This window comes from Micropruina sp. (assembly GCF_047607385.1).
Taxonomy (GTDB): Bacteria; Actinomycetota; Actinomycetes; order Propionibacteriales; family Propionibacteriaceae; genus Micropruina.
Genome location: NZ_JASGDE010000212.1, coordinates 20,341 through 45,445, shown reverse-complemented (window position 1 = coordinate 45,445; position 25,105 = coordinate 20,341). Strand labels below are relative to the sequence as shown.

25 protein-coding genes are annotated in these 25,105 nt (G+C 69.7%); 14 read left to right on the top strand and 11 right to left on the bottom strand.

Going from position 1 to position 25,105, the window contains the following annotated elements; genetic code table 11:
- Positions 1 to 79 precede the first annotated feature (79 nt).
- The 6 genes from QM582_RS18345 to QM582_RS18320 form a co-directional block, all read right to left on the bottom strand.
- Positions 80 to 787 carry an ABC transporter ATP-binding protein gene (locus QM582_RS18345; RefSeq protein WP_415086851.1) on the bottom strand — a complete coding sequence of 236 codons (708 nt, stop codon included), beginning with the start codon at positions 785 to 787 and terminating at the stop codon, positions 80 to 82.
- Positions 780 to 1,571 (bottom strand): ABC transporter ATP-binding protein, encoded by a 792-nt coding sequence (locus tag QM582_RS18340; RefSeq protein ID WP_415086875.1) that lies wholly within the window; start codon positions 1,569 to 1,571, stop codon positions 780 to 782. Before QM582_RS18340 ends, QM582_RS18345 begins: the two co-directional genes overlap by 8 nt.
- Positions 1,572 to 1,636: 65 nt before the next feature.
- The gene (locus QM582_RS18335) at positions 1,637 to 3,373 is read right to left on the bottom strand and encodes a branched-chain amino acid ABC transporter permease (RefSeq protein WP_415086849.1); all 1,737 of its coding nucleotides are present in this window, start codon (positions 3,371 to 3,373) and stop codon (positions 1,637 to 1,639) included.
- Positions 3,370 to 4,320, bottom strand: coding sequence for a branched-chain amino acid ABC transporter permease (locus QM582_RS18330; protein ID WP_415086847.1), 951 nt, complete (start codon positions 4,318 to 4,320; stop codon positions 3,370 to 3,372). Before QM582_RS18330 ends, QM582_RS18335 begins: the two co-directional genes overlap by 4 nt.
- Positions 4,321 to 4,389: 69 nt before the next feature.
- Positions 4,390 to 5,607: a branched-chain amino acid ABC transporter substrate-binding protein gene (locus tag QM582_RS18325; RefSeq protein WP_415086843.1), complete on the bottom strand. Its 1,218-nt coding sequence runs from the start codon at positions 5,605 to 5,607 to the stop codon at positions 4,390 to 4,392.
- Positions 5,608 to 5,922: 315 nt separating this feature from the next.
- Positions 5,923 to 6,669, bottom strand: a complete 747-nt coding sequence (locus tag QM582_RS18320) for an SIR2 family NAD-dependent protein deacylase (protein WP_415086835.1) — start codon at positions 6,667 to 6,669, stop codon at positions 5,923 to 5,925.
- 187 nt (positions 6,670 to 6,856) lie between these two features.
- On the opposite strand from QM582_RS18320, the gene QM582_RS18315 reads away from it, so the two are divergent.
- Both QM582_RS18315 and QM582_RS18310 read left to right on the top strand, forming a co-directional pair.
- Positions 6,857 to 7,993: an LLM class flavin-dependent oxidoreductase gene (locus QM582_RS18315; protein WP_415086833.1), complete on the top strand. Its 1,137-nt coding sequence runs from the start codon at positions 6,857 to 6,859 to the stop codon at positions 7,991 to 7,993.
- A complete protein-coding gene (locus QM582_RS18310) occupies positions 7,990 to 8,598 on the top strand; it encodes a CE1759 family FMN reductase (RefSeq protein WP_415086832.1) in 609 nt (202 codons plus the stop codon). The genes QM582_RS18315 and QM582_RS18310 overlap by 4 nt, the downstream gene beginning before the upstream one ends.
- Positions 8,599 to 8,700: 102 nt before the next feature.
- Here QM582_RS18310 and QM582_RS18305 read toward each other — a convergent pair whose 3' ends face one another.
- Positions 8,701 to 9,957, bottom strand: a complete 1,257-nt coding sequence (locus tag QM582_RS18305) for an ATP-binding protein (protein WP_415086831.1) — start codon at positions 9,955 to 9,957, stop codon at positions 8,701 to 8,703.
- A 263-nt stretch (positions 9,958 to 10,220) separates the two neighbouring features.
- On the opposite strand from QM582_RS18305, the gene QM582_RS18300 reads away from it, so the two are divergent.
- The 11 genes from QM582_RS18300 to QM582_RS18250 all read left to right on the top strand — a co-directional run bounded on the left by QM582_RS18300 (position 10,221) and on the right by QM582_RS18250 (position 20,363).
- The gene (locus QM582_RS18300; RefSeq protein WP_415086829.1) at positions 10,221 to 11,699 is read left to right on the top strand and encodes a M1 family metallopeptidase; all 1,479 of its coding nucleotides are present in this window, start codon (positions 10,221 to 10,223) and stop codon (positions 11,697 to 11,699) included.
- Between the two features lie 54 nt (positions 11,700 to 11,753).
- Positions 11,754 to 11,909, top strand: coding sequence for an AraC family transcriptional regulator (locus QM582_RS18295; RefSeq protein ID WP_415086828.1), 156 nt, complete (start codon positions 11,754 to 11,756; stop codon positions 11,907 to 11,909).
- A gap of 70 nt (positions 11,910 to 11,979) precedes the next feature.
- Complete coding sequence (locus QM582_RS18290; RefSeq protein WP_415086826.1) at positions 11,980 to 12,597, top strand: SAF domain-containing protein; 618 nt, start codon at positions 11,980 to 11,982, stop codon at positions 12,595 to 12,597.
- The gene (locus QM582_RS18285; protein WP_415086824.1) at positions 12,597 to 13,364 is read left to right on the top strand and encodes a hypothetical protein; all 768 of its coding nucleotides are present in this window, start codon (positions 12,597 to 12,599) and stop codon (positions 13,362 to 13,364) included. Before QM582_RS18290 ends, QM582_RS18285 begins: the two co-directional genes overlap by 1 nt.
- Positions 13,361 to 14,824, top strand: coding sequence for a CpaF family protein (locus QM582_RS18280; protein WP_415086823.1), 1,464 nt, complete (start codon positions 13,361 to 13,363; stop codon positions 14,822 to 14,824). Before QM582_RS18285 ends, QM582_RS18280 begins: the two co-directional genes overlap by 4 nt.
- The gene (locus tag QM582_RS18275; RefSeq protein ID WP_415086821.1) at positions 14,821 to 15,675 is read left to right on the top strand and encodes a type II secretion system F family protein; all 855 of its coding nucleotides are present in this window, start codon (positions 14,821 to 14,823) and stop codon (positions 15,673 to 15,675) included. The genes QM582_RS18280 and QM582_RS18275 overlap by 4 nt, the downstream gene beginning before the upstream one ends.
- Entirely contained in the window at positions 15,672 to 16,556 is an 885-nt protein-coding gene (locus tag QM582_RS18270; RefSeq protein WP_415086820.1) for a hypothetical protein, read from the top strand. The genes QM582_RS18275 and QM582_RS18270 overlap by 4 nt, the downstream gene beginning before the upstream one ends.
- Before the next feature lie 25 nt (positions 16,557 to 16,581).
- Positions 16,582 to 16,761, top strand: coding sequence for a hypothetical protein (locus QM582_RS18265; protein WP_415086818.1), 180 nt, complete (start codon positions 16,582 to 16,584; stop codon positions 16,759 to 16,761).
- A complete protein-coding gene (locus tag QM582_RS18260) occupies positions 16,758 to 17,117 on the top strand; it encodes a TadE/TadG family type IV pilus assembly protein (protein WP_415086816.1) in 360 nt (119 codons plus the stop codon). Before QM582_RS18265 ends, QM582_RS18260 begins: the two co-directional genes overlap by 4 nt.
- Complete coding sequence (locus tag QM582_RS18255; RefSeq protein ID WP_415086814.1) at positions 17,114 to 17,542, top strand: TadE/TadG family type IV pilus assembly protein; 429 nt, start codon at positions 17,114 to 17,116, stop codon at positions 17,540 to 17,542. Before QM582_RS18260 ends, QM582_RS18255 begins: the two co-directional genes overlap by 4 nt.
- A 1-nt stretch (position 17,543) precedes the next feature.
- Complete coding sequence (locus QM582_RS18250; RefSeq protein WP_415086812.1) at positions 17,544 to 20,363, top strand: LysM peptidoglycan-binding domain-containing protein; 2,820 nt, start codon at positions 17,544 to 17,546, stop codon at positions 20,361 to 20,363.
- 39 nt (positions 20,364 to 20,402) lie between these two features.
- Here QM582_RS18250 and QM582_RS18245 read toward each other — a convergent pair whose 3' ends face one another.
- Together QM582_RS18245 and QM582_RS18240 are read right to left on the bottom strand one after the other, a co-directional pair.
- Positions 20,403 to 21,065, bottom strand: a complete 663-nt coding sequence (locus QM582_RS18245; protein ID WP_415086811.1) for an RES family NAD+ phosphorylase — start codon at positions 21,063 to 21,065, stop codon at positions 20,403 to 20,405.
- Positions 21,065 to 21,961, bottom strand: coding sequence for a hypothetical protein (locus tag QM582_RS18240; protein WP_415086810.1), 897 nt, complete (start codon positions 21,959 to 21,961; stop codon positions 21,065 to 21,067). Before QM582_RS18240 ends, QM582_RS18245 begins: the two co-directional genes overlap by 1 nt.
- Before the next feature lie 19 nt (positions 21,962 to 21,980).
- Here QM582_RS18240 and pdxH point away from each other — a divergent pair, with 19 nt between their 5' ends.
- Entirely contained in the window at positions 21,981 to 22,616 is a 636-nt protein-coding gene (pdxH, locus tag QM582_RS18235) for a pyridoxamine 5'-phosphate oxidase (protein ID WP_415086808.1), read from the top strand.
- 27 nt (positions 22,617 to 22,643) lie between these two features.
- Here pdxH and QM582_RS18230 read toward each other — a convergent pair whose 3' ends face one another.
- Both QM582_RS18230 and QM582_RS18225 read right to left on the bottom strand, forming a co-directional pair.
- Positions 22,644 to 23,522, bottom strand: a complete 879-nt coding sequence (locus tag QM582_RS18230) for a universal stress protein (RefSeq protein WP_415086806.1) — start codon at positions 23,520 to 23,522, stop codon at positions 22,644 to 22,646.
- Positions 23,519 to 25,009, bottom strand: coding sequence for an APC family permease (locus tag QM582_RS18225; RefSeq protein ID WP_415086805.1), 1,491 nt, complete (start codon positions 25,007 to 25,009; stop codon positions 23,519 to 23,521). The genes QM582_RS18230 and QM582_RS18225 overlap by 4 nt, the downstream gene beginning before the upstream one ends.
- Positions 25,010 to 25,105 lie beyond the last annotated feature (96 nt).

Sequence of the window (25,105 nt, the reverse complement as noted above, 5' to 3'; positions counted from 1 at the left end):
TCCCCGCGGTGCGAGTTTCGACCAGGGAGAACCGTCCCCGCGGTGCGAGTCTCGACCAAGGAGAACCGTCCCCGATTGGTCAGTCCTCGCCGAGGTAGGCGCGCTTCACCCGGTCGTCGCCGAGCAGTTGCTCGCCGGTGCCGTCCAGGGTGATCTGGCCGACCTCCAGCACGTAGGCCCGGTCGGAGAGCTTCAGCGCCGCGGCGGCGTTCTGCTCCACCAGCAGGATGGTGACGCCCTCGGCCTGCAGGGCCCGGATGGTCGACATGATCCGCTGCATCATCAGCGGCGACAGGCCCATCGACGGCTCGTCCAGCATCAGCAGCCGGGGCCGGCTCATCATCGCCCGGCCGATCGCCAGCATTTGCTGCTCGCCGCCGGAAAAGGTGCCAGCCGGCTGGGTGCGCCGCTCCCGGAGAATCTCGAACAGGTCGTAGACCCGGTCCAGGTCCTTGGCGATGCCGTCGGAGTCCTTGCGGGCGAAGGCGCCGAGCAGCAGGTTGTCCTCGACGGTGAGCCGCGGGAAGATCCGGCGTCCCTCGGGGGAGTGGGCCAACCCTTTCATCACCACCCGGTGCGCCGGGGTGCGGTCGATCCGCTCGCCCTCGAACCAGATCTCACCCGATTCCGGACGCAGCAGCCCCGAGATGGTGCGCAGCGTGGTGGTCTTGCCGGCGCCGTTGGTGCCCAGCAGCGACACCACCTGGCCGGCCTCGACCGCGAAGCTGATCCCCTTGACCGCCTTCACCCTGCCGTAGGCGACCACCAGGTCCTTGACCTCAAGCATTGTCCGTCCCGTCCTCGGCGTCCCCGTTCTCGGTGTCGGGGGAGCCGATGTAGGCCTCGATCACCCGTGGATCGGATTGCACCTGCGCCGCCGTCCCCTCCACCAGGGTCTTGCCGCGCACCAGGCACAGCACCCGGTCGCACAGATTGAAGATGAACCGCATGTCGTGCTCGATCACCACGATCGCCAGGCCCGAGTCGCGGATCTTGAAGATCAGCTCCTCGGCCTGCCGGGTCTCCTGCGGGTTCATCCCGGCGGTCGGTTCGTCGAGCAGCAACAGCTTCGGGTCGGTGGCCAGGGCCCGGGCGATCTCCAGCCGGCGCTGGTCGCCGTAGGGCAGGTTGCGGGCCAGGTGACCGCCCTGGCCCTTCATGCCCACGTACTCCAGCAGCTCGATCGCCCGGTCGCGGGTCTCGGCCTCCTCCCGGCGGAACTTCGGCCCGCGCAGGATCGAGGTGAACGCCTGCGCCGACGTCCGGCAGTAACGCCCCACCATGACGTTCTCCAGCGCGGTCATGTTCGGGAACAGCCGGATGTTCTGGAAGGTCCGGGCCATTCCCGCCATCACCACCTTGCGGGGCTTCGGCGGCAGCACCTCGCCGGCGAACCGGACCTCGCCGCTGGTCGGCCTGTACAGCCCGGTCAGGCAGTTGAAGAAGGTGGTCTTGCCGGCGCCGTTGGGCCCGATCAGACCGACGATCTCGCCGGAGTGGACGGTGAAGTCGACGTCGTCGACGGCCACCAGTCCGCCGAACCGCATGGTGACGTGACGCGCTGACAGCATCTCCTGCTTGCCGACCTGATGCCCCGGCGAGCCGTCGGTCACCACGGTCGGATTGTCGGTGCTCATCAGCGCTCCTCCACGAACTCGTACGGCAGGTCCTCTTCGATCTCGTCGATCAGGTCTTCGTCGTCGGAGTGGAACTCCAGTACCCGGCGCTGGTTGGGCACCATGCCCTCCGGCCGGACCCGCATCATCACCACCATCAGCAGGCCGAACAGCAGCATCCGGTACTCGTTGACGAAGCGCAGCTTCTCGGGCACCAGCTTGAGCAGCACGGCGCCCAGGATGACGCCCATCACGGTGCCCATGCCGCCCAGCACCACCGCGGCCAACAGGAACGCCGACTCCAGGAAGATGTACTGGTCGGGAGTCACCGACTGGTCGACGTGCGCCTTCACCGCGCCGGCCAGGCCGGCCAGGAAGGCGCCGCCGGCGAAGGCCAGCAGCTTCAGCCCGAAGACGTTGACGCCCATCGCCTCGGCAGCCTTCTCGTCCTCGCGGATGGCCACCCAGCCGCGTCCGATCCGGGAGTGGTTGAGCCGGGTGAAGACCAGCACGATCACCGCCATGATCAGCAGCATCAGGAAGAAGTAGTTCGAGAACCTGCCCAGCGGGATGCCCAGCACGGTGTGCACCGCCCCGAAGTCGAAGCCGAACAGGTTCAGGTTGGGAATCGCCGGGATGCCGGACGAGCCGTGCACCAGGTCGGGGCCGTCGCGTCCGTCCAGGTTGTTCATGGTGATCCGGAAGATCTCGCCGAAGGCCAGCGTGACGATGGCCAGGTAGTCGCCGGAGACCCGCAGCGTGGGCGAGCCGATGATCAGGCCCAGCGTCGCCGAGACCAGCCCGGCGATCAGCATCACCACGATGAACGGCGGCTTCCAGCCGATGGTGGCGAAGGCCGACTGGCTCAGCGTCGCCGCGGTGAACGCGCCGGCGCCGAGGAAGGCGATGTAGCCCAGGTCGAGCAGGCCGGCCAGGCCGACCACGATGTTCAGCCCGACCGCGGTGGACGCGAAGATCAGCACCTGGGTGGCGATCGACATATTGGCGTCCGAGCCGTTCTGGGTGAACGGGAACAGGAAGGCCACCGCGAACGCGGCGAACACCAGCACCATGCGATGCCGTTGGCTGACCGCCGAGAGCCAGCCGCCGAGCCCGCTGCGCAGGATGAACGCGGTGAGCACGCCGGCGAAGGCGAGGATCACCACGAAGGTGCCGCCGTCGACCTGGTTGAGGGCATAGGCGGCCAGCAGCAGGCCGGCCAGCAACACCAGCGCGATCGCGATGATGCCGACCCAGCCGGCGGTGCGGACCCGTTCCAGGCTGGGCTGGCGTCCGGCGGTGAGCAGCCGGGTGCCGACGCAGCCCGACAGGGCGGCGACCAGCGCCACCCAGCCGCCCCACTCGACGGTGACCAGGCCGCCGAGTTCCAGTGCGATCGCGATCAGCACCACGGCGATGTAGGCCAGCACGCCGATGCCGGTGGCCTTGGCGCCGCGGGTCCAGCCGACGCGCTTGCTGACCTTCAGCAGCGCCGGGACGAGCTTCCTCGTGTCGGCCCAGGGCTCGATCCAGCTCATCGCGGCGCAGAGCGCCAGGATCAGGCCGAGCGCCAGGCCGAGGAACTGCAGGGTGGACGGGCCACCCAGGTAGGACATGTCGTCCAGCGCGTCGGAGGCGTAGGCCCAGGGCAGGTAGGCGGAGACGGCGAACACCAGCCCGCCGGCCAGCGCCAGGATGCGGCCCAGGCCGTGGTAGCGGCGCTGCAGCGCCGGGGTGAAGACGGTTGGGATTCTCATGCGCGGTCCACCACTCTCGCGCCGACCAGGCCTTGCGGCCGGAAGACCAGGATCAGGATGAGCAGGACGAAGGCCCAGATGTCCTTCCAGGACGGCCCGCCGAACTGGCCCTGGATGTAGGAGGACGCCATGGCTTCGACCACGCCGAGGGTGAGTCCGCCGACCACGGCACCGTTGATGTTGCCGATGCCGCCCAGCACCGCGGCGGTGAACGCCTTGAGGCCGGCCAGGAAGCCCATCTTGAAGTCGATGTTGCCGTAGCGCAGGCCGCTGGCCACACCTGCGACCGCGGCCAGCGCGGCGCCGACGGCGAAGGCGACCACGATGATCCGGTCGACGTCGATGCCCATCAGCCGGGAGGTGTCGGGGTCCTGCGAGACGGCCTGCATGGCGCGTCCGATCGCGGTCCGGTTGACGAACCACCACAGGAACGCCCAGCAGACGGCCAGCGCGACCACGACGAAGATGTTGCCGCGGTGCACCAGCAGGCCGCCGATGTTCACCGGGTCGCCGGTGAAGAACTCGATCTGCGGGAACGGGATGGCCGCCTTGGCGTCCGGGAAGCCGGGGATCCGGCCGTAGAACAGGCGGACCAGTTCCTGCAGGAAGATCGAGATGCCGATGGCGGTGATCAGCGGCGCCAGCCGCGGCGCGTTGCGCAGCGGACGGTACGCGAACCGTTCCATCAGTACGGCGGTGAGCACTGCCACCACCATGCCGCCGATCAACATCAGCGGCAGATTCCACCAGGCCTCGGCGTCACCGCCGAGCCAGCCGAGGACGACCCAGGTGGACATCGCCCCGAAGGCGCCGATCATGAAGATCTCGCCGTGGGCGAAGTTGATCAGCTGGACGATGCCGTACACCACCGTGTAGCCCACTGCGATCAGCGCATAGAGGGCCCCCAGTGACAGGCCGTTCAACAGTTGGTCGAAGAAAAAAGCCATACCGGCCTCCCATCGGCTCTGTGGGGAGCCGCCCGGAAGCGACTCCCCACAGAATCAGTAGTCGATGACCTACTTCAGTTCGCCGGTCTTCTTCGGCGTCCACTTGCCGTTCTCGACCACGTAGACGGTGAGCGTCTTGGTGACCGCATCGCCGTACTGGTCGAAGCCGACCTTGCCGGTGGCGCCGTCGAAGCTCACCGATGCCATGGCGTCGATGGTGGCCTGACGAGCCGACTTGGCGTCCGCCGTGCTCGACAGCGACTTCTTCAGCGCGTCGATGATGGCGTTCGCGGCGTCGTAGGCGTAGGCGCCGTAGGCCGACCAGCCGTCGGAGTAGCCCGCGGCCTTGTACGCCTCGGTGTAGCTCTTGCCGGACGCCAGCGACTCGATCGGGGCGCCCACCGAGGTGGCCAGGTCGCCGTCGGACTTGGCGCCGGCGAGGGTGATGTACTTGGCGTCGTAGATGCCGTCGCCGCCCATCAGCGGAACGTTCAGGCCCTTGTCCTTCATCTGCTTGCTCATCGGGCCGGCCAACTGGAACTCGGTGCCGAAGTAGACGGCCTGCGGGCTCTTCGGCTTGATCAGGTCGATGACGGTGGAGAAGTCCTTGTCGTCCTTGTTGACGGTCTCGTCGGCGACCACGTCACCGCCGAGTTCCTTGAACTTCTTGGCCACTGCCTGGGCCAGGCCCTGGCCGTACGGCTTCTTGTCGTTGACCACGGCGAGCTTCTTCACCCCGGAGTCGTACAGGTACTGGGCTGCGAAGGGGCCCTGGATCGAGTCGGTGGTGCAGACCCGGAAGTAGTTGGCGTAGGTGCGGGAAGGCTTGGTCAGGTCGGCGCCCTGGGTCAGGTTCGGGCTGGTGTTGGCCGGGGACACCATGACGATCTTGGCGTCGTTGAGGATCGGCTGCACCGGCTGGGCGACACCCGAGTTCAGCGTGCCGACCACGCCGACCACCTGGTTGTCGGAGGCCAGCTTGGTGGCGGCGTTCGCGCCTACGTCGGCGGTGGCCTGGTCGTCCTCGGCGGCGAGTTCCAGCTTCCAGCCCGGGATCGCGTTCTTCTCGTTGGCCTGCTTGATCGCCAGGTCGACCGAGTTCTTGATGCCCAGGCCCATCACCGACAGGTCACCGGTGAGCGGCGCGATGACACCGATCTTGGCGACCTTGGTGGTGGTTCCCGGCGCACCGCTGGCGGCCGGCTCGGTGCGGCTGCCACAACCGGCGAACAGCAGAGACGCGCTCAACAGGGCGGCAGCGCCCCCGAGCAGCTTCTTGTTACGCACATTTCCTCCTTGTCGCTCGCGACCCGCCGTCGCGATGATGCGAGAACTATTGCGGGCGGGGACGCGCCAGCGAAGCTCGTTGGCCCGATCGTTGATGGATTGTGACCATGCTGCAACGTTGGGGTAGGCGCGGCTCCGTCCGGTTTGGGTGTTGCAGACCTCGCGTCGCACGGTGAGCGGGTCCGGCGAAGCCGGTGCGCCCAGCTGGGGTCGCGCAGTAGGCGCCAATCGGTGGATTGAGGTGTTGAGAGGTTCCGCCGGAACGACGCCAGCATTGCGGCCGTTTCCTGGGCGTCCCTGCCGGACGGTGTCGGCTCAGCGCAGCAGCGCCGGAACCACCTCGACGATCGGGCCGCGATGGACGCTGTGCGCGAGCCGGTCGTAGTCGGTCGGTTCGGCGTTCACGATCACCACCGCCGCGCCCCGGCGGTGTGCGTAGGGCACCAGCCCGGCCGCCGGGTGGACGGTCAGCGAGGTGCCGATCACCAGCAGCGCGTCGGCCTCCTCCACGGCCCCGACGGCGGCGTCGATGGTGGCCGGGTCGAGGTTCTCCTCGAACAGGATGGTGGTGGCCCGGACGATGCCGCCGTCGTAGGGGCAGCGCGGGTCGGGATCCCCGGCGCGCACCTGCCGGACCATCTCGGTCATCGGCCCGGTCGCCCGGCACCGCTCGCAGCGCCAGGTGCGGCTGTTGCCGTGCAGCTCGATCACCAGTTCGGGGTTCGATCCGGCCAGCTGGTGCAGCCCGTCGGTGTTCTGGGTGACCAGCCCGGTCAGCCGGGCACCCTGCTCCAGGTCGACCAGCGCCCGGTGGGCGGCGTTCGGTTCGGCGTCGTAGACCGGGGACTCGGCCCGAAAGCGCCACGCCTTCGCCCGGACGTCCGGGTCGTTGAGGTACCAGGACAGGGTGGAGACGCGTTCGGCGTCCGGATCGAGGGTCCAGCGACCCTGCGGGCCGCGGAAGTCGCCGATGCCGGACGCGGTGGAGATCCCGGCGCCGGTGAGCACGGCGACCCGGGCGGCGTCGCGCAGCAGGTCGCGGGCCCGGGCCAGTTCGTCCATGACTCAGTGTCACCCCGGGACGCCGGTCGGGTCGAGACCCGGCGTCGCTCGCGGCCGCGGTACGCGGGGACGGACCTCCACGGCTGCCGCTGATCACCATCTAGGGAAGCGATTGCCTGGGGGAACAAGACTCGCTCGGTCCGGCGTTGACGAGTATGGTTGAAACGACAACTACTCGGGAGCAGGCATGCAGTTCGGCATCTTCACCGTCGGCGACATCACCACCGATCCGACCACCGGCCGGACGCCGACCGAGCACGAGCGGATCAAGGCCGCGGTCACCATCGCGACCAAGGCCGAAGAGATCGGCCTGGACGTCTTCGCGCACGGTGAGCACCACAACCCGCCGTTCCACCCGTCCAGTCCGACCACGTTGCTGGGCTACATCGCGGCCCGCACCGAGCGGATCATCCTCTCCACCGCGACCACGCTGATCACCACCAACGACCCGGTGAAGATCGCCGAGGACTACGCGGTGCTGCAGCACCTGGCCGACGGCCGGGTCGACCTGATGCTGGGCCGCGGCAACACCGGACCCGTCTATCCCTGGTTCGGCAAGGACATTCGCGACGGCATCAGCCTCGCCGTGGAGAACTACGCGCTGCTGCGCCGGCTGTGGCGCGAACCGGTGGTCGACTGGGAGGGCCGCTTCCGGACGCCGCTGCAGGGCTTCACGCTGGCGCCCCGGCCGCTGGACGACGTCCCGCCGTTCGTCTGGCACGGCTCGATCCGCAGCCCGGAGATCGCCGAGCAGGCCGCCTTCTACGGCGACGGCTTCTTCCACAACAACATCTTCTGGCCGATGAGCCACACCCGCCAGCTGGTCAACCTGTACCGGCGCCGCTTCGAGTTCCACGGCCACGGCGCGGCGGACACCGCGATCGTCGGGCTGGGCGGGCACTTCTTCATGCGCCGCAACAGCCAGGACGCGGTGCGCGAGTTCCGTCCCTACTTCGACGTGGCGCCGGTCTACGGCCACGGGCCGAGCCTGGAGGAATTCATGGCCCAGACCCCGCTGACCGTCGGGTCGCCGCAGCAGGTGATCGAGCGGACGCTGTCCTTCCGCGACTCCGTCGGCGACTACCAGCGCCAGCTGTTCCTGGTCGACCACGCCGGCCTGCCGCTGAAGACGGTGCTGGAGCAGCTCGACCTGCTCGGCGAGATCCTGCCGGCGCTGCGCGAGGGCTTCGCCCAGGGACGTCCGGCACACGTGCCCGAGGCGCCGACGCACACCTCGCTGGTGGCGGCCGCGCGCGATTCGCTCCCGGTCCCGGTCACTGCCGACGGCATCGGCAGCTACGCCGAGGCGGGGGAGTCCCGGTGACCGCCGGCGAGATCGTGGTGGTCAGCGCCGGGGTCGGGACGCCGTCGTCCAGCCAGCTGCTCGGCGAACGGCTCGGCCAGGCCGCTCAGCGGGCACTTGTCGCCGACGGCGTCCGGGTCGAACTGCGGCATATCGAGTTGCGTACGCTGGCGTCCGACCTGGCCCACCAGCTGGTCACCCAGGTGCCCTCCCCGGCCTTGTCGGACGCCTACGCGGCGCTCGGCCGGGCGGTCGGGGTGATCGTGGTCAGCCCGGTGTTCAACGCCTCGTACTCGGGCCTGTTCAAGCAGTTCTTCGACCTGCTCGACGAGGGCACCATGGCTGGACGCCCGGTGCTGCTGGCCGCCACCGGTGGCACCGCCCGGCACTCGCTGGTGATCGACACCGCCCTGCTGCCGCTGTTCCACTACCTGAAGGCCAGCATCGCCCCGCTCGGGGTGTTCGCCGCCACCGCCGACTGGGGTGAGGCGTCCGGACACCTGGCCGCCCGGATCGAGGCGGCCTCCCGTGCCTTCGCCGAGCTGGTCGCGCAGCGTCCCGGCCTCCCGGTCGCCGACGAGTTCGAACTGGACGCCGGTTTCACCGACCTGCTGCGCGGCAGCTGAGCCGGCCCGACATCGCCTGCGGTAACACACATCGCCTGTGTTGCTACGCAGGCGATGTGCCTTATCGCAGGCGATGTCGTCGGGCTGGCAGGTTCAGCAGGCTCAGGGGTGCTCCCAGAGGACGGAGATCGGCAGCCCCCAGATCCCCTGGGCGAGCTGCAGAGGCTCGGTCGACAGACCCAGCACCGCGCCACCGATGAACCGGTCGCCCAGTCGATCGGCGAGTTGCCGGATGCCGCGGACGTGATCGCTCCGGTAGGTGGAGGACGCCTTCACCTCGATGAGGAAGACGCGACCGTCGTCGTACTCGATGACGAGGTCGACTTCGAGGCCGTTCCGATCCCGGAAGTGGTAGAGGTCATACTCCGCGGCCGACCAACCGCGTTGCTTGGTCAGTTCAGCGGCCACGAACGCTTCCAGTTGGGCGCCGAAGGCGGTGGCCGCGGTCAGCGACTCGAGTGCGGCGGGACGAAGCCGGGCCAGCCGTGTTGCGAGCCCGGAGTCGGCTACAGCGACCTTGTGGCGTCCGATCTCGCGTTTGGTGAGATTGGGACCCCAGGGCGGCAGATCATTGGTCAGGTAAAGCGTCGACAACGCTGCCAGATAGGTGCTGATGACCGACTTGGGTATCGACAGGGCGTCGGCGAGCCGGGTGGGGACGAGTTCGCCGCCCTGGTTCGCTGCTACGAGCCGCAACACGGCACTCAGCCGATCGCTGGACAACCCGCGCGACACGTCGTAGGCGTCACGGGTGAGCAGGCGGTCGACATAGCTGTCGAACCAAACCGCGCGCAGCCGGTCGGATAGGTCGCGTACGTCGGGGTATCCGCCGCGCGTCAGGGCGCTGACGTAATGGCTGCGCGACCAGGACGAGCGGACCGTCGCTGGCTCGGTTCCCCAGGCACGTTCTACCCAGGCGCCGAAGTCCTCCGGCCGCCCGGCGAGTTCTCCTTGGCTCAGGCCGTGCAGATCGACGGTGACGGCTCGGCCGGCAAGGGAGTCGGGGGTTCGCGACAGGCGGAGCAGATCGGATGACCCGGTCATCACGAATCGCCCCGGTCTGCGATCGGCGTCGATCGCAGACTTGACGGCCAGCAACAGGGCCGGGTCGCGTTGCACCTCATCGATCACGAGGGTGCCGGAGCCGGCTTGGCTGACGAAGGCGCGAGGGTCGAGGCGCGCGGCTTCGGCGATGTCGACGTCATCCAGGCTGACGCTGAGATGCGGACGATCCGCGAGCAGCATCTGGGCGAATGTGCTCTTCCCGACCTGACGTGCTCCCTGGACGACCAGCGCCGGGAACACTCCGAGCAGTTCGTCGGCGTGTGGCAGGAGGTGCCGGCGGATGAGGGTTTTCACGACTGCCAGCGTAGCGCTGCCCGAACGTTTGCTGGACCTTGGGCGAACTTTTGCTGGATCCAACTCGAACGTTTGCTGACTCTGTGTCGAACTTTTGCTGAGCGAGCGGACGCCGCCCCGACAACGCCTGCGGTAACGCAACATCGCCTGTGTTCCTACGCAGGCGATGTGCCTTATCGCAGGCGATGTCGTCCGGGTTGGCGTCCGGGGTCGTTCGGGTTGGCGTCCGGGGTGGTGCTTGGCGCGTCTGGCAGGCTGGCGGCGTGTCGCTCACCCAACGGTTCTGGCTGGTCCTCACCGCCGTGCTGGTGGTCACCGTGCTGGTGCTGGCGACGCTGGGCGACCGGCTGTCGGGGGTCCGGACGCCGTCGCCGGCGTCCACCACGACGCCCGACGGGTTGGTCCGCGGGGCGCCCGGGATGGGCGACCCGTACCTGCCGGAGGCGGGCGGGGGCGGCTACGACGTCCAGCACTACGACGTCACCGTGGATGCCACGCTGCTGGCCCGGGAGCTGCGCGGCAGCGCCACGGTCACCGCGGTGGCCCGGCAGGACCTGGACGAGTTCCACCTCGACCTGTTGCTGCGGGTCGGCCGGGTCAGCGTGAACGGAGTTCCGGCCCGGTTCACCCAGAGCAGGGACGACCTGGCGATCACCGCGACCCGGACAGACCCGGGACGGCCCGCGATCGCGTCCGGGGCCGCCTTCACCGTCGCGGTGGACTACGAGGGCAGCCCGGAAGGCGCCTCGCTGCCCGGCACGCCGGCGTACTACCGCACCGGCGAGGACTTCCTGATCGCCGGGGAGCCCAGGGCCGCGTCGTTGTGGTTCCCGGTCAACGACCATCCCCGGGACGCCGCGACGATGCGGTTCGCCGTCCGGGTGCCGCGCGGCGTCGAGGCGATCTGCGCCGGCCGGCTGACCGGGCGCGGACCCGATCCCGACCACCCCGGCGCCGACCGCTGGGTCTGGCAGGTGGACGCGCCCACCGTCAGCTACGCCACCTTCCTGGCCGTCGGGCAGTACCGGGTCGAGCAGGGCCGCACCGACGGGCGTCCGTTCGTCTACTCCGTCAGTACCCGGCTGACGGCCGCTGAGCAGACCCGCGCCCTGCGTTGGCTACGGAAGACGCCGGCGGCGATCCGGAAGCTGGAGACGCATCTGGGGCCCTACCCGTTCAGCGGCATGGGTGGTTTCGTGCCCTCCGCGGAGCTCAACTGGGGTGGCCTGGAGGTCGCGATGAACCCGGTCTACGACCCGCGCGCGGTGGGCACCGAGTCGTTGCTGAACCACGAGCTGGCGCACATGTGGTTCGGGGACACGGTCACCCTCGCCGAGTGGAACGACATGTTCAACAACGAGAGCCTGACCAGCTACGCCGAGTGGCTGGTCACCACCGGCAGCAGCCCGGCGGTTAACTTCGACGAGTACTACTTCGGCAGTGCCCGATCGGACCGTTTCTGGCGCCCGGCGCTGTCCGATCCGGGATTGAACGAGCTGTTCGTCCGCGTCTACGACAGGGGCCCGACGGTGGTGCACGCGCTGCGGAACCGGATGGGCGACTCCACCTTCTTCCCCTTCTTCCGGTCCTGGGCGCAGCAGCACGGGCCGCGCAGCCTGGAGGACTTCCGCCGCGCCGCCGACGAAGCGACCCCGGAGGACCTCACCGGGTTCTTCGCGGAATGGCTGGATCAGACCGACCGGCCCGAACCGACCGCGGAGAACGGCGTACCCAAACGCTGAGCGGCGATCGACCACCGGACGTCGATCGGTCCTCAGGCCTGCAGGACCGCAGCGATGCCCACCCTGGAGTCGGTGGCGCGGCAGGTCGGCTATGCGAGCGGGTTCAGTTTCAGCGCGGCGTTCAAGCGGCGTTTCGGGACGAGTCCGCGGGATTTCCGGAGCCGATCCGACCTGTGGACAAATACCCCCAGTTATCCACAGATTTCCTGAGACCTCCTAGGAACACCCTTCGGTGCCCTTACGCTCATCGCACGCATCATCAAGTAAGAGGTACCCGACGATGACCGACTCGAGCACGTCACCGGCCACCGCCACTGTCAGGCCACGACGCAACCTGCGCTGGATCCTGATCGGGGTGCTCGCGATCTGCCTCGGTGGGCTGGGCTCGGCGGTGCTGTATCTCAACATGGCCGAGGCGACTTCGGTGCTCAAGGTCAATCGCACCGTGTACCGCGGCGAGGTGATCGGCCCGGCCGATCTGGGCCCGGTCAGCCTGGGTAGCCATCTCGGCGTCGAGACGGTCCCCGCGGAACGAGCGGACGAACTGGTCGGCAAGACCGCGCTGGTCGACCTGGCCAACGGATCGCTGCTCACCCCGTCCTCCGTCGGCGAACCGGAGGTGCGGCGCGGCTTCTCCCGGCTCGGGCTCAAGCTGAACCCGGGCCAGGTGCCGGTGTCGCCGCTTCCGTCCGGGACGCCGGTGATGCTGGTGCCGACCACCGCCGCCAACGACGGCGGACAGGGCGGCGCGGCCCTCAGCGCGACCGTGGCGGTGGCGCCGGTGGTGCTGGCCGACGGCAGCACCTCGCTGGAGGTGATGGTCGCCGACGCGGTGAGCGACCAGGTGGCCCGGTTGGCGGCGGCCGGCCGCATCGTCGTCGTGAAGCGGAGCAACTGATGGCCCTCGTGGTGCTGGCCTCGGCAGGTCACGCACCGGGAACCACCACGACCGCCCTGGGCCTGGCGCTGACCTGGCCGCGCCCGGTGCTGCTGGTGGACGCCGACCGGACGCCGACCCAGAACGTCCTTGCCGGCTACCTGCGTGGCGAACGCCCTGGTCAGCAGGGTTTGGGACGGCTGCTGCCGGCGCTGCGCGAGCGACGCCGGCTCGACGACGTGCTCGACCACGAGATCATCACGCTGCCGCCGCTGTCGGACGTCGCCGAGCCGGCCGGCTTCCTGCCCGGCTTTCCGCATCCCGGCATGGTTCGGCTGTTCGGATCGGCCTGGCCGGACCTGACGGCCACCCTGGCCGCCCGCGACGAGGACGTCCTGGTCGACGCCGGACGCATCGGTGCCGACGGGCTGCCCCCGGCGCTGACCCGGCAGGCCGACCTGGTGCTGCTGGTGACCCGGACGTCGCTGGTGGCGTTGGCGGGTCTGCGGCTCTATCTGCCGGCTCTCGCCGAGGAGGCCAAGCACACCGCGCTGCTGCTGATCGGGCCGGGCATGCCGTACGGACGCGCCGAGGTGCAGGAGCAGTTCGCCACCACGGTCGCAGCCGAACTGCCGCACGCCGCCGCGCCGGCCGCGGTGCTCAGCGACGGCGCGCCGCGCCCGCGCCGGTTCGCCGACTCGGGTTACGTCCGGGCGCTGCGCAAGGCGTCCGCCTCGATCGCCGGACGCCTGGACGCCACCCGGGAACTGATCGGGGCCCGCCGATGACCAAGCTGACCGCGGTCCCGCTGCTGCGTGACCTGCCGTTCGAGACCACCGTCTCGGCCGACCGGCTGCCCGGACGCCGTCCGCGCAACGCCGAGGCACCCGACTGGGCCGACACCCAGCCCTGCTCGGAGGCCACCGCCGACGAGGTGGCGGTCGACTGGAGCCTGGTGGTGGTGCTGCGGCGCAAGGCGTCCGAGCTGATCACCCGGGCGCTGGCCGAACATGCCGAGGCCAACGGTGTGGCGATGCCCGAGGTGGACCGGCGGCTGCTGGGCCGCTCGATCGTGCGGCAGGTGGTCCGCGACCACGTCGAAGAGCTGTCCAGCAACGGGCAGGCGCTGTGGTCGATCGCGCTGGAACGTGCCTACGCCGACAGCGTGGAGAGCGCCATCTTCGGCTACGGCCGGCTGCAGCCGCTGTTCGAGATCCCGGCCGCGGAGAACATCGAGATCCACGGCCACGACTCGGTGATGGTGCAGTTCGGCGACGGCCGGCGCGAGCAGCGTCCACCGGTGGCCGATTCCGACCAGGAGCTGGTCGAGGCGATCCGCTTCCTCGGCGAATCGGTGACCCCGGCCCGTCCGTTCGACGACGCGCACCCGACCATGACGCTGGCGCTGGGTGATCGTTTCCGGCTGCATGCGATCGGCTTCGGGCTGTCCTACCGGCCCTCCATCACCATCCGGCAGCACATTCTTACCGACGTGTCGCTGAAGGACCTGGTCGGCACCGGAATGCTGCCTGACCAGGTGGGACGCTTCCTGCACGCGGCGGTGATGGCGCGGAAATCGGTGGTGATCGCCGGCGACCAAGGTGCCGGGAAGACCACCCTGCTGCGGGCGCTGATCGAGGCGATTCCCGACAACGAACGGTTCGGCACGCTGGAGACCGACTACGAACTGCTCACCCACCTGCGACCCAACCGGCGCAACATGCTCGCGCTGCAGGCCAAGGTCGGGCTGGGCGAGCATCAGGACGGACGCCGGCTCGGCGAGTACACCGTCGCCGACCTGATTCCCGAGGCGCTGCGGCAGAACCTCTCCCGGCTGGTGGTCGGTGAGGTGCGCGGCACCGAGGCCGGGGCGATGTTCGAGGCGATGCAGTCCGGAGCCGGAACGTTGAGCACCACCCACTCGCATTCGGCGTCCTCCACCATGGACCGGCTGGCTTCCCGGGTGGCCCAGGGCGGGGTGTTGAGCGTCGACGAGGCCTACCGGCAGATCGCCCACCACATCCACCTGCTGGTCTACGTGAAGCTGGTCGACGACACCTGGCGAGGCGGACGCCGGACCCGGCTGGTGGCCGAGATCCGCCAGCTCACCGGCGCCATCGAGGCCGGACGTCCGGTGACCCACCTGGTCTACTCGGCTGCCACCGCGACCCAGCCGGAGGTCTTCCATCCGGAGCCCGCCTTCGCCGACGAACTGGCCGAGTTCCACCACGCCTGGGACCAGCCGTGACCGCGGCACTGGCGGCCCTGCTCGGCGCCCTGCTGGTCGGCGGGGTGGTGCTGGTCGTGTTGGGCTTCCGGCCGCGGACCGATCAGCCGGCGCTGCGCCGACGGTCCGGGACGGATGCCCGGCGGCGGATGCTCGCCCTGCTCCGGGCACAGGGTCCGCGGCTGGCGATCGGTGTGGTGGCCGGCGTCGGCTTCGCCGCGTTGACCGGGATGGGTGTGATGGTGGTCGTGGTGCCGATCGCGGTCGTCGGCCTGCCGATGCTGCTCAGCGCCCCGCCGAACCGCGACATCGACCTGCTGGAATCCCTCGACCGGTGGGTGCGCGGCCTGGCCGCCACCCTGCCGACCGGACGATCCATCACCGACGCCATCCGGGTCTCGGTGCGCAACGCTCCCGACCTACTGGCCCCGCCGCTGGCCCTGCTGGTGGCCCGGCTCGACGAGCGGTGGACGGCGCAGGAGGCGCTCCGAGCGATGGCCGACGAGCTCGATTCGCCGGACGCCGACGCCGTGCTGGCCTCGTTGGCGCTGGCCTCCGAACGCGGCGGCACCGGTGCCACCGCGACCCTGAACGCCTTGGCGGACTCGATCCAGGATCGGCTCAAGGCGCAGCGGGAGATCGAGACCGAGCGGGCCAAGCCGCGGATCGTGGTCCGGCAGGTCACCGTCATCACCCTGGTCGTGCTGGCCGTGGCGCTGCTCTTCGGCCGAGAGTTCTTCGCTCCCTACGGCACCCCGCTCGGCCAGGTCATCCTGCTGTCCCTGCTCACCCTGTACGTGGCGGCGTTGCTGGTGATGCGTCGGATGACCCTGCCGCGTCGCCGGGACCGGATCCTGCGGAGCCTGCGATGAGCGGGCTGTGGGTGGCGATGGCGTCCGGGGTGCTGCTGGCGGCCGGGCTGTGGGCGCTGAGCGGCTACTTCGTTCCGGCCCATCCTCGGCTCGCCGACGCGTTGCGGGTGCTGGACGGACGAGTCGATCCGGTGGTCGGGGCCGCGGCTCCCGTCGCCGGCCCGGATCGGGTGGGCGCCTGGGTACGCCGCCGAGCCCCGCGTGCGGTGGATCAGAAGGTCACCCATCAACTGCAGTTGCGTGGGATCGGCCTCGACCGGTTCTACAGCTACAAGGTGCTGGCCGCGCTGGCCGGTTTCGCGCTGCCGACGGTGGCGGGCGCCGTCCTGTTGCTGGTCAGCGGCGAATCGTTGATGGTCCCCATGCTGGTCGCCGTGCTGCTGGGCGTGATCGGGTTCTTCCTGCCTGACATCGTGATCGGACGCCAGGCCCGCAGCGTGTCCGCCGACGCGACCGAGGCGCTGCTCACCTTCATCGATCTGGTCACCCTGGAACGGCTGGCCAACTCCAGCGCTACCCAGTCGCTGCACGCCGCCGCCGGGGTGTCCGAGCAGGCGGTCTTCGTGGCGATCCGGAATTCGCTGCAACGCTCCCGTCTGGAGCAGCGGGCGCCGTTCACCGACCTGAAGCAGTTGGGCGAGCAACTCGAACTGCCCGCCCTGTCCGATATCGCCGACGTGATGAAACTGGACGATTCGGGCGCCTCACTGTCCGACGCGCTGCGCGCCCGGGTCAAGGAGCTGCGCGACGCGCACCTGACCAAGGCCAAGATCGAGGCCGCAGCCGTCTCCGAACGGATGACCTTCCTGATGGTCGTCCCCAGCCTGATCTTCGGGCTGATTTTCCTGGTCCCGCCCCTGCTCAGACTGCTGAGCACCTGATTTCCAACCGTTGAGGAGTACCGCCATGACCAGCTTGCTGCACACCCTGATCGGGTTCCTGCTCAGCCCGCCGAAGCGGAGCGAGAAGGGGCTCTCCCAGTCCACCGAGAACGCTCTACTGTTGGCTGGCGCCGTTGCGGTGGCGGTCGTGATCGTTGGTCTTGTCAAAGGCTTCGTCGACAAGAACCTCGGTCCGCTCAAGTGAGTGAGCGCGGGGTCTCGGAATCGACCCAGTGGGCGATGCTGGTCCCCGTGCTGATGCTCACCGTGTTGGGCACCATCCAGGCCGGCGTCTGGCTGCACGGCCGCAACGTCGCCAGCCAGGCGGCCACCGCGGCAGCCGAGCACGTCGCCTGGGACCGGGGCTCCGATTCCGATGCGGCCGCGATGGGCCGCCGGATCGCCGGCGCCGGCGGCCTGGTCGGCGCCGACGTCCGGATCGAGCGGTCGTCCGGCACCGTCCGGGTGGTGGTCACCGGGCACGCGCCGCTGATCATCGATCTCGGCCTGGGCAATGTCACCGAGCATGCGGTGATGCCGGTGGAGAGGACCGGACCGTGAACCGGCGAGGCTCCGAACGCGGCGCGGCCGCGGTGGAGTTCGTGGTGATCGTTCCGGCGCTGGGACTGCTCATCGCGATGACCATCGGAGCCGCCCGGATCTGGCACGGTCACACCATCGTGGAACAGATCGCCGGCACCTCGGCCCGGGCCGCGTCCCTGGCCCGGACGCCGGCACAGGCACGTTCGGACGGCGAACGGATCGCCCGCGACCAGGCGTCCACCCGGGGCTTGAACTGCACGGCGTTGAACGTCGAGGTGGACGTCACCGGCTTCCAGGTGCCGGTCGGGCAGCCGGCGCAGGTGCGGACCCGGGTGTCCTGCACGGTGCCGCTGTCCGATCTGATCGTGCCGGGCTGGCCCGGAAGCTGGCAGGTGCAGGCCGAGGCCGGCTCCGTGTTGGATCGCTATCGAAGGAGAGGGTGAGATGGCTCGCCGTGTGCGTGCCGCTGCGGCGGCGTTGTTGTTGCTGGTCATCGTCGGTGCCGTCCCGGCAGCGTTGCTGTCCTGGGGGGTGGCGCCGGCGGCGCTGGCCAACCTGACCAGGCCGGACGACGGGTCGGCCGTGCTGGCCCTGCTCACCGTGATCGGTTGGCTGGCCTGGCTGGCGTTCACCGTCTCGGTGCTGGTCGAGGCGGTCAACCTGATCGGACGCCGGGCGGTGCCGTTGCGGCTCCCGCTGCTCGGCGGGCTGCAGTCGATCGCCGGGGCGCTGCTGGTCACCGCGCTGTCCGCCGGCGTGCTGCCCGCCCAGGCAGCGCCGCAGCAACCGGCGACCGCGCCGACCGCGACCGTCGCGGCGACCAGCGACGATCAGCCGCAGGAAGCCCGCTCGTCCGAGCACCAGGGCCACTCCGACAAGGGAGGTTATCTGGTCCGGCCGGGGGACGACCTGTGGAGCATCGCCGAGCAAGTGTTGGGCGACGGCAGCCGGTGGCGGCTGATCGCCGACGCGAATCCGGAGCTGCTGGCCAACCCCACCGTCGATCTCGCCCCCGGCGTCCGGCTGGCGATTCCCGAAACGGGCTGGCCGAAGGCGGAGCCGCGCACCGTCACCGTGCGCCGCGGCGACACCTTGAGCGGCCTCGCCGAGAAGCACCTGGGGGATTCGGCCAAATGGACCCGCATCTTCCAGGCCAACCGGGACCGGATCGAGGATCCCGACCAGATCGACATCGGCTGGAAGCTGGTCATTCCGGCTGGCCCGGCCGACTCATCGAAGCCGGTACAGGCCCGTCCGGTGCGCAAGCCGGCGACGGTGCCGCAGCAGCAGGCCCCCGAGATCCAGCAACCGGCCCCCGAGATCCAGCAACCGGCGCCGGAACCCGCACCGCAACAGCAACAGCCGGCCCAGCAACAACCGGCCGAGCAGCAGCCGGTCGAGGCCGGCACCCCCGCGTCCGACCCGGCCTGGCCGCTGATCGGCGGACTGTCCGGTGCCGCCGCCGCGATGATCCTGGCCGGCGTGGGCGTGAATCGCCTCGGCCAACTGCGGGCGCGTCCGATCGGACGCCGGATCAACCACCCGCCGGTGGATGTCCGGCGCTACGAGACCGCGCTCGGTCACCGGGAACGACCCGAGAGCACCGAACTGCTGGAACAGGCCCTGCGGACGCTCGGCGCGCACGCCCACGCCACCGGTTCGCCGTTGCCGCGGCTCCAGCTGATCAGGCTGGACGAGGCGAGCGTGCGTTTCGAGTGGTCCCGACCGCCCGCAGTCGGCGCGCCCGAGGGCTTCGACGAGACCGACGGGTGCTGGCGGCTGACCACGGCCGCGGCCTCGGCGCTGCCGCCGTCGACGCACCCGGTGCCGTTCCCGGCGCTGGTGACCCTGGGTCGTGACGACCAGGACGCCTGGATCATGGTCGACCTGGAGGCCCGCTCGCCGCTGGCGCTGGACGGGCCGCGCGCCCTGCGCCACGCCGCCGCCGCGGCCATGGCGGTCGAACTGTCCTGTTCGCCGTGGGCGTCCGAGCTCAGCCTGACGGTGGTCGGCGGCGACGAGATGTTCGTCCGCGCCGCCTGCCCCGAACTGGTCAGCTTCCACGCCCGGGCCGAGCCGGCCCTGGACGCACTCGAGGCGCTGCTGGTCGAGCGGGGCGCCGACGAGTCGGCCATTGCGTTGCTGCGGGTGGATCCCGACCGGGCCGAGGCCGGCGCCGCGCAGGTCCTGCTGGTCGCCGACGAACTGGACGACGCGGAGGCGTCCCGGCTGGCGCGGCTGCTCGCCGACCGCGATCTCGGCGTCGGTGGCGTGGTGGCCGGCAGCGGCGACGCGGTGCTGCGGCTGTCCGGAACCGAGAGCGATCCGCAGGCCAGCCTGGAGCCCGACGGGCTGTCGCTGCGTCCGCAACTGATCGCCGCCCATACCCGGGCCGCCATCGGCACCATCTTCGCCGCCACCGACGAAGCCACCGACACCGACGCACCCTGGTGGTCGGACGCCGACAACGTCCGGCCGCTGGTGCAGCGCCGCGAATCGGTCCAGGTCGGCGAGCCTGAACCGGAGACGGTCAACCATCCCTACCTGAAGCTGATCGGACCGATCGAGTTGGTCGGCACCGCCGGCCCGCAGCCGGCCCGGGCTCGCCGGCAGTGCGAGGAGTACTGCGCCTGGCTGCTGCAGAACCCGCGCAGCACCGCGACCCGGATGGCGAACGAACTGGTGGTCGCCGAGACCACCCGGCGCTCGAATATGTCCCGGCTGCGGGCCTGGCTCGGGTCGGACGCCGACGGCCAGCCGTACCTGCGGCAGGCCTACTCCGGCCGGATCGAGCTGCACCCGGCGGTCGAGTCGGACTGGCAGCGGGTCCAGGTGCTGACCGCGTCCGGCCTGAACCGGCTGGCGCCGGACACCCTGGTGCGGGTGCTGGAGTTCGTCCGCGGGGCACCGCTGGCGGACGCGGCTCCCGGGCAGTGGCGCTGGGCGGAGGAGCTGCGCACCGACATCGCCTCGTTGATCCGGGACGCCGGGGTGCTGCTCACCCGCTGGGCGCTGGAGCACCACGACCTGGACGTCGCCCGCTGGGCGGCCGCGCGGGCCCTGCTGGCCGCGCCCGAGGACGAGTTGCTGCTGGTGGAGCGGATCAACACCGAAGCGCTGGCCGGCAACGCCGCCGAGGTGCAGCGGCTGGTGCGCTGGGTGACCGGTCAGGCGCGGGTGCTCGGCGTCGACTTGGCTCCCGAGACGGTGGACGCCTGCCAGCGGGCGATGGAGGGCCGGACCCGGCCCCGCGCCGCCCGCTGACAGGCGCAGGGCCGAGGGCGCGGGGGCTGGGAACCTCGGCTACGAGATGATCGTTGCCCGGCTCCGCTTGACCGTATCGCGCACCTTGGATCGGAGTTGCGTGCGCCAGTCGGGCACCTCAGCCGCCGGACGAGGGGGTTCCGGCCGGCCCGCGGCGCCGAACAAGGCCAGCGCGGCCGGATCGCCAGGCGTCGATCGGGGCCGGTAACGGAGGGCGCGAAACCCGGCCTTGTCGAAAGCATCCGCGTGCCGCTGAGTGAGCTTGTATCGGGCGCCGCCGTACAGCTCGCGGGTGACGTAGCCGACGGCGTCCCGGTGATCGACGTCTGCGACGTGGTGTCCGTCCGTGTAGGGACGCAGGTCGACGTGCGACACGGTTGTGCCCGCGAGGGCGGCGGGTGGGAGGAACCTACCGGTGCCCCAGCGCCGCCCGGCACGCTCGCGGACCGCTGCCTCGATGTCGTCGGCGAAGTAGCAGGTGCCGCGAGGCTCGGGGAGATCGAACCTTCCTTCGCCCACGGCAGGCGGAGTGAATGACGCGAACCACCAGCAGCCGCGGTCCGGTTCGGCCGGCCGCCCGTCCCAATGGGCCCGGAACCACTGATCGAGCGGGAGACCGTCGGCGCGCGGGAAGTTCTTCGCCAGCGCCCGAGGCTTCTTGGGCGGGCCGAGGAAGACCGCATCCCGCCGTTTCCGGCCCACTACCGCAACATCCGCTCGACGTCGGTGTGCGCCAGCGAAAGGACCACAGCCGCATCCCTGCCTTCGGCCAGCCACTGCGCCGCGGAAACTCCACCGAGTTCCGGGGAAGGCTCGACCAACCAGACCGCCTTCGAGAAACCGTCCTCGGCCACCCGATCCAGTTCCTGGAGCACCGGCGGCAGCCCGTGAAGGACGCGCATGTCCGCGCCGAACTGCCAGACCGGATAGAGCCGTGACCCGTCGTCAGCCTCCACCCCGAGCAAGGTGTTCCGTTCGACGCGGCCGTGCAACGCCTGGCGAGTGACGTTCAGACGGCGCTGCAAACCGGCGCTGTCGTAGTACGGCCCGAGGGCCTGGGTCGGATCGTCGCGGTCGGGTAGCGCGTCCGCCGCCGCGTCGATCACCGCCTGTGCCTCCCCGATCGTGAGGCTGCCTTTTCCGGTCTTGGCGGCGACTGTCTCTGCCACGCGGTCGGAGACGTCGGCCAGCGACAGCCGGCCACTCGCGGTCGCCCCGGGCCCTGCCCGGGTGGTGCCCGGTTCGCCGAACAGGTCGCGCACGGTCTTCCGGAACGCCATCGGCGATATGCGCGCGACTATCGCCAACCGAGCGGGATTCACCGTGAGACCACTGGACTTTACGGCGACGTTGAACTCGGCGTAGCTGACGCCGAGCGGTGCCAGTGCTCGCTTCACATTCTTGAGAGCAGCGCCGGTCGAGCCCTCGTGAGGGGTGGCCCTGCGGTGCTTGGGCGCCTTGCTCTTGCGTTTGTCGGCGGTGAGTCGTCGTTTGGACGACTGCTCCGCGCGCGCCTTGATTACCGAACCGGACATTTCGTCGCCCTCCCTGGCGTCAATGGCGTCAATGGTACACCGATACCCCGACAACTGCGGCACAGATCGTAGGCTCGCCCGCATGGACCCTTCCCAGATGCGGATCAGTTACGAGCGGGACAGCCTGGACGAGAACCGGGCCGCCGACGAGCCGCTGCGGCAGTTCGGACGCTGGTTCGACGAGGCCGTCGCCGCCGGCGTGCCCGAGCCCAACGCGATGACGGTGGCCACCGTGGGCGCCGACGGACGGCCGTCCACCCGGATCGTGCTGATGAAGGGCTTCGACGCCGCCGGGGTGGTGTTCTACACCAACTACGACTCCCGCAAGGGACGCGAGCTGGCCGGCCATCCGGTCGCCGCGCTGCAGTTCTACTGGCCCGGCTTGGAGCGGGTGGTGCGAGTCGAGGGGCGGGTCGAGCGCACCAGCGCCGAGGAGTCGGACGCCTATTTCGCCAGCCGTCCGGTGGATTCCCGGATCGGCGCCTGGGCGTCCCCGCAGAGCGAGGTGATCCCCAATCGCGGCGTGTTGCTGGCGAACGCGGCCAAGGCGTCCGCCCGGTACGGGCTGCACCCGCCGCGTCCCGAGCACTGGGGCGGCTTCCGGGTGGTGCCCGAGGTCTGGGAGTTCTGGCAGGGCCGCAAGTCCCGGCTGCACGACCGGCTGCGCTACCGCTCGCTGCCGAACGGCAACTGGGTCAGGGAGCGGCTCGCTCCCTGACCCAGTCGATTCGATTCGGGTCCCGCCTCAGGGGACGACGATCACCGGCACCGGAGAGTTCCGGACGATCTTGGCGCCGCCGGAGCCCAGGAACACGTTGGCCAGCAGGTGGGTTCGCGACGACCCGACCACCAGCACGTCGCCGTCGGCCCATTCCACCTCGGCCAGGGCCTCGGCCCAGGTGCTGCCGCGGGCCAGATCGACCGTCGCGCTCAGGCCGTCATGCTTCTCGAGGTGCTCCAGCGCCTCCACCTGCGCGCCTTTGACCTGTTCGACCAGCTTGGCGAAAACCAGGTCCTCGTCGCCGCGGACCGGTGAGGTGACCATGGTGCGGTGCTTCAACGCGACGGTCAGCAGCCGCAACTCGGCGCCGACCCGCTTGCAGATCTCCGCCACCTCATCCAGCAGCTTCCAGGTGACGTCGTCATCGCGGAAAGCCAGGGTGACCCGGGTGATCTTCGAGCCCGGCGCCGGACGGTAGCCGCGCGGGGCCAGCACCACCGGCACCGGCGACGAGTGCAGCAGCCGGTCGGTCTTCGAACTGACCGAGATCCGCCCGGGAGTGCCGTCGGTGCCCGACCCGACCACGATCAGGGACGCGCCCAGCTTCTCCGCCTGCTCCATGATGGCCGCCGGCACCGAACGTCCGGTCACCCAGGTGGCCTCGGCGGTGATGTCGGGTTCCGTGGCCAGGATCTCCAGGGCGGCCTTGGCGCTGGCCTCGCCCTCCTCCGCGGCCCAGGTCTCGAACTCGCCGTCCGTCGCGCTGCCGGCCGAGGTCTCCCAGCCCCGCGGCACCACCGTGAGCGCGTGCACCGTGTCGGATTCCGACCGGGCGAACTGGCAGGCCAGGGCCAGTACGCCCGAGTCGTCGGTCTGTGGTCGGTAACTGACCAGGTATGTCATTCCTTGTCGTCCTTGCCCTTGGGTTCAGCGATCTCTTCCAGCGACGTGTAGGTGTTGAGCGTCGCATGACGGCGACCATAGAACCAGTAGTAGGCCCACACGATGATCATCCAGCCGAGGAAGATGAGCCAGGTGAGCGGCGCCAGGCCGGACAGCACGTAGACACAGGCGACGATGGTCAGGATCGGGATCACCGGGTAGAGCGGCACCTTGAACGGGCGCTCCAGGTCGGGGTGTGTCCGCCGCAGCACCATGATCGAGACGGCCACCACCGTGAACGCCATCAGCGTTCCGATCGAGACGGTGTCCCACAGGTAGTCGGCCGGCACGAAACCGGACACGATCGCGACCAGCACCGAAACGAACACGGTGTTGTAGGTCGGGGTCATGGTCTTCTGGTTGACCTCGAGGAACTTCTTCGGGATCAAGCCGTCGCGTCCGACGGCGAACAGGATGCGGGTCTGGCCGTACAAGGTGACCAGGGTCACCGAGAAGATCGAGATCACCGCGCCGGCTGCCAGCACGGTCGACCAGATCTCGTTACCGGTGATGTCGGCCAGGATCTTCGACAGCCCGGCCTCACCGGCGGCCTCGGTGGAGAAGAACTCGACCGGCTTGGCGGCGATGCCTGCGGCGGCGACCATGATGTAGATGGCGGTGACGATGAGCAGTGCGCCGATGATCGCTCGCGGCAGCGCCTTCTGCGGATTCTTCACTTCCTCGCCGGCTGTCGCCACCGCGTCCAGGCCGATGAAGGAGAAGAAGATGGTGCCGGCCGCGCCGCTGATCCCGCTGGCCTGGGCGAAGAAGTTGTTGAAGTGATCGGCCTGGAAGGCGCTGAAGCCGATCGCGGTGAACAGCACCAGGACGCCGAGCTTGATCAGCACCATGATCGCGTTGACGGTGGCCGACTCGGACGCGCCGCGCAGCAGCAGCACCATGCAGAGCAGGATCAGGATCATGGCCGGCAGGTTGATTCCACCCCCGGTCGCCTCGAAGCCGCCGTTGCCGTCGGGGATGGGGACGAACGAGAGCGACAGGAACTTCGGAATGGTGAAGCCGAACAGGTTGTGCAGCAACTCGTTGAAGTAGCCGCTCCAGCCCACCGCGACGGCAGACACGGCGACGCCGTACTCCAGCAGCACACAGCCGGCGATCAGCACCGCCGTCCCCTCGCCCAGGGCGTGGTAGGTGTAGGAGTAGGTCGAGCCGCTGACCGGAATCGCGGACGCCATCTCGGCGTAGCACAGCGCCGACAGGCCGGCGGCCGCGGCGGCGATGACGAACGAGATGAGGACTGCGGCACCGGCCTTCGGGATCGCCTCGCTCAAGACGAAGAAGACGCCGGTGCCGACCGTGGCACCGACGCCGAACATCATCAGCTGGAACGTACCCATGTTTCGGGCGAGCTCTTCGCCCTTGTGGTGCATGTGCTGGAACACGATCGGCTTCCGCCGCCGCAGTTGCTCGCCTATGGACACACTCATCTTGTCTCCCGATACCTTGTCCGACTGGGACTCGGGGACAAGCTAGCGGCTGGTCGGCGCGGTGGGAACAGCCTGGCCGGGTTCTTTCATGACCGA

What these genes read in the sequence shown, in the direction of transcription:
- QM582_RS18345 (WP_415086851.1), bottom strand. Translation starts at nt 787, where the DNA reads ATGCTTGAGGTCAAGGACCTGGTGGTCGCCTACGGCAGGGTGAAGGCG.
- QM582_RS18340 (WP_415086875.1), bottom strand. Translation starts at nt 1,571, where the DNA reads ATGCTGTCAGCGCGTCACGTCACCATGCGGTTCGGCGGACTGGTGGCC.
- QM582_RS18335 (WP_415086849.1), bottom strand. Translation starts at nt 3,373, where the DNA reads ATGAGAATCCCAACCGTCTTCACCCCGGCGCTGCAGCGCCGCTACCAC.
- QM582_RS18330 (WP_415086847.1), bottom strand. Translation starts at nt 4,320, where the DNA reads ATGGCTTTTTTCTTCGACCAACTGTTGAACGGCCTGTCACTGGGGGCC.
- QM582_RS18320 (WP_415086835.1), bottom strand. Translation starts at nt 6,669, where the DNA reads ATGGACGAACTGGCCCGGGCCCGCGACCTGCTGCGCGACGCCGCCCGG.
- QM582_RS18315 (WP_415086833.1), top strand. Translation starts at nt 6,857, where the DNA reads ATGCAGTTCGGCATCTTCACCGTCGGCGACATCACCACCGATCCGACC.
- QM582_RS18295 (WP_415086828.1), top strand. Translation starts at nt 11,754, where the DNA reads ATGCCCACCCTGGAGTCGGTGGCGCGGCAGGTCGGCTATGCGAGCGGG.
- QM582_RS18290 (WP_415086826.1), top strand. Translation starts at nt 11,980, where the DNA reads ATGACCGACTCGAGCACGTCACCGGCCACCGCCACTGTCAGGCCACGA.
- QM582_RS18285 (WP_415086824.1), top strand. Translation starts at nt 12,597, where the DNA reads ATGGCCCTCGTGGTGCTGGCCTCGGCAGGTCACGCACCGGGAACCACC.
- QM582_RS18280 (WP_415086823.1), top strand. Translation starts at nt 13,361, where the DNA reads ATGACCAAGCTGACCGCGGTCCCGCTGCTGCGTGACCTGCCGTTCGAG.
- QM582_RS18270 (WP_415086820.1), top strand. Translation starts at nt 15,672, where the DNA reads ATGAGCGGGCTGTGGGTGGCGATGGCGTCCGGGGTGCTGCTGGCGGCC.
- QM582_RS18265 (WP_415086818.1), top strand. Translation starts at nt 16,582, where the DNA reads ATGACCAGCTTGCTGCACACCCTGATCGGGTTCCTGCTCAGCCCGCCG.
- QM582_RS18250 (WP_415086812.1), top strand. Translation starts at nt 17,544, where the DNA reads ATGGCTCGCCGTGTGCGTGCCGCTGCGGCGGCGTTGTTGTTGCTGGTC.
- pdxH (WP_415086808.1), top strand. Translation starts at nt 21,981, where the DNA reads ATGGACCCTTCCCAGATGCGGATCAGTTACGAGCGGGACAGCCTGGAC.
- QM582_RS18230 (WP_415086806.1), bottom strand. Translation starts at nt 23,522, where the DNA reads ATGACATACCTGGTCAGTTACCGACCACAGACCGACGACTCGGGCGTA.
- QM582_RS18225 (WP_415086805.1), bottom strand. Translation starts at nt 25,009, where the DNA reads ATGAGTGTGTCCATAGGCGAGCAACTGCGGCGGCGGAAGCCGATCGTG.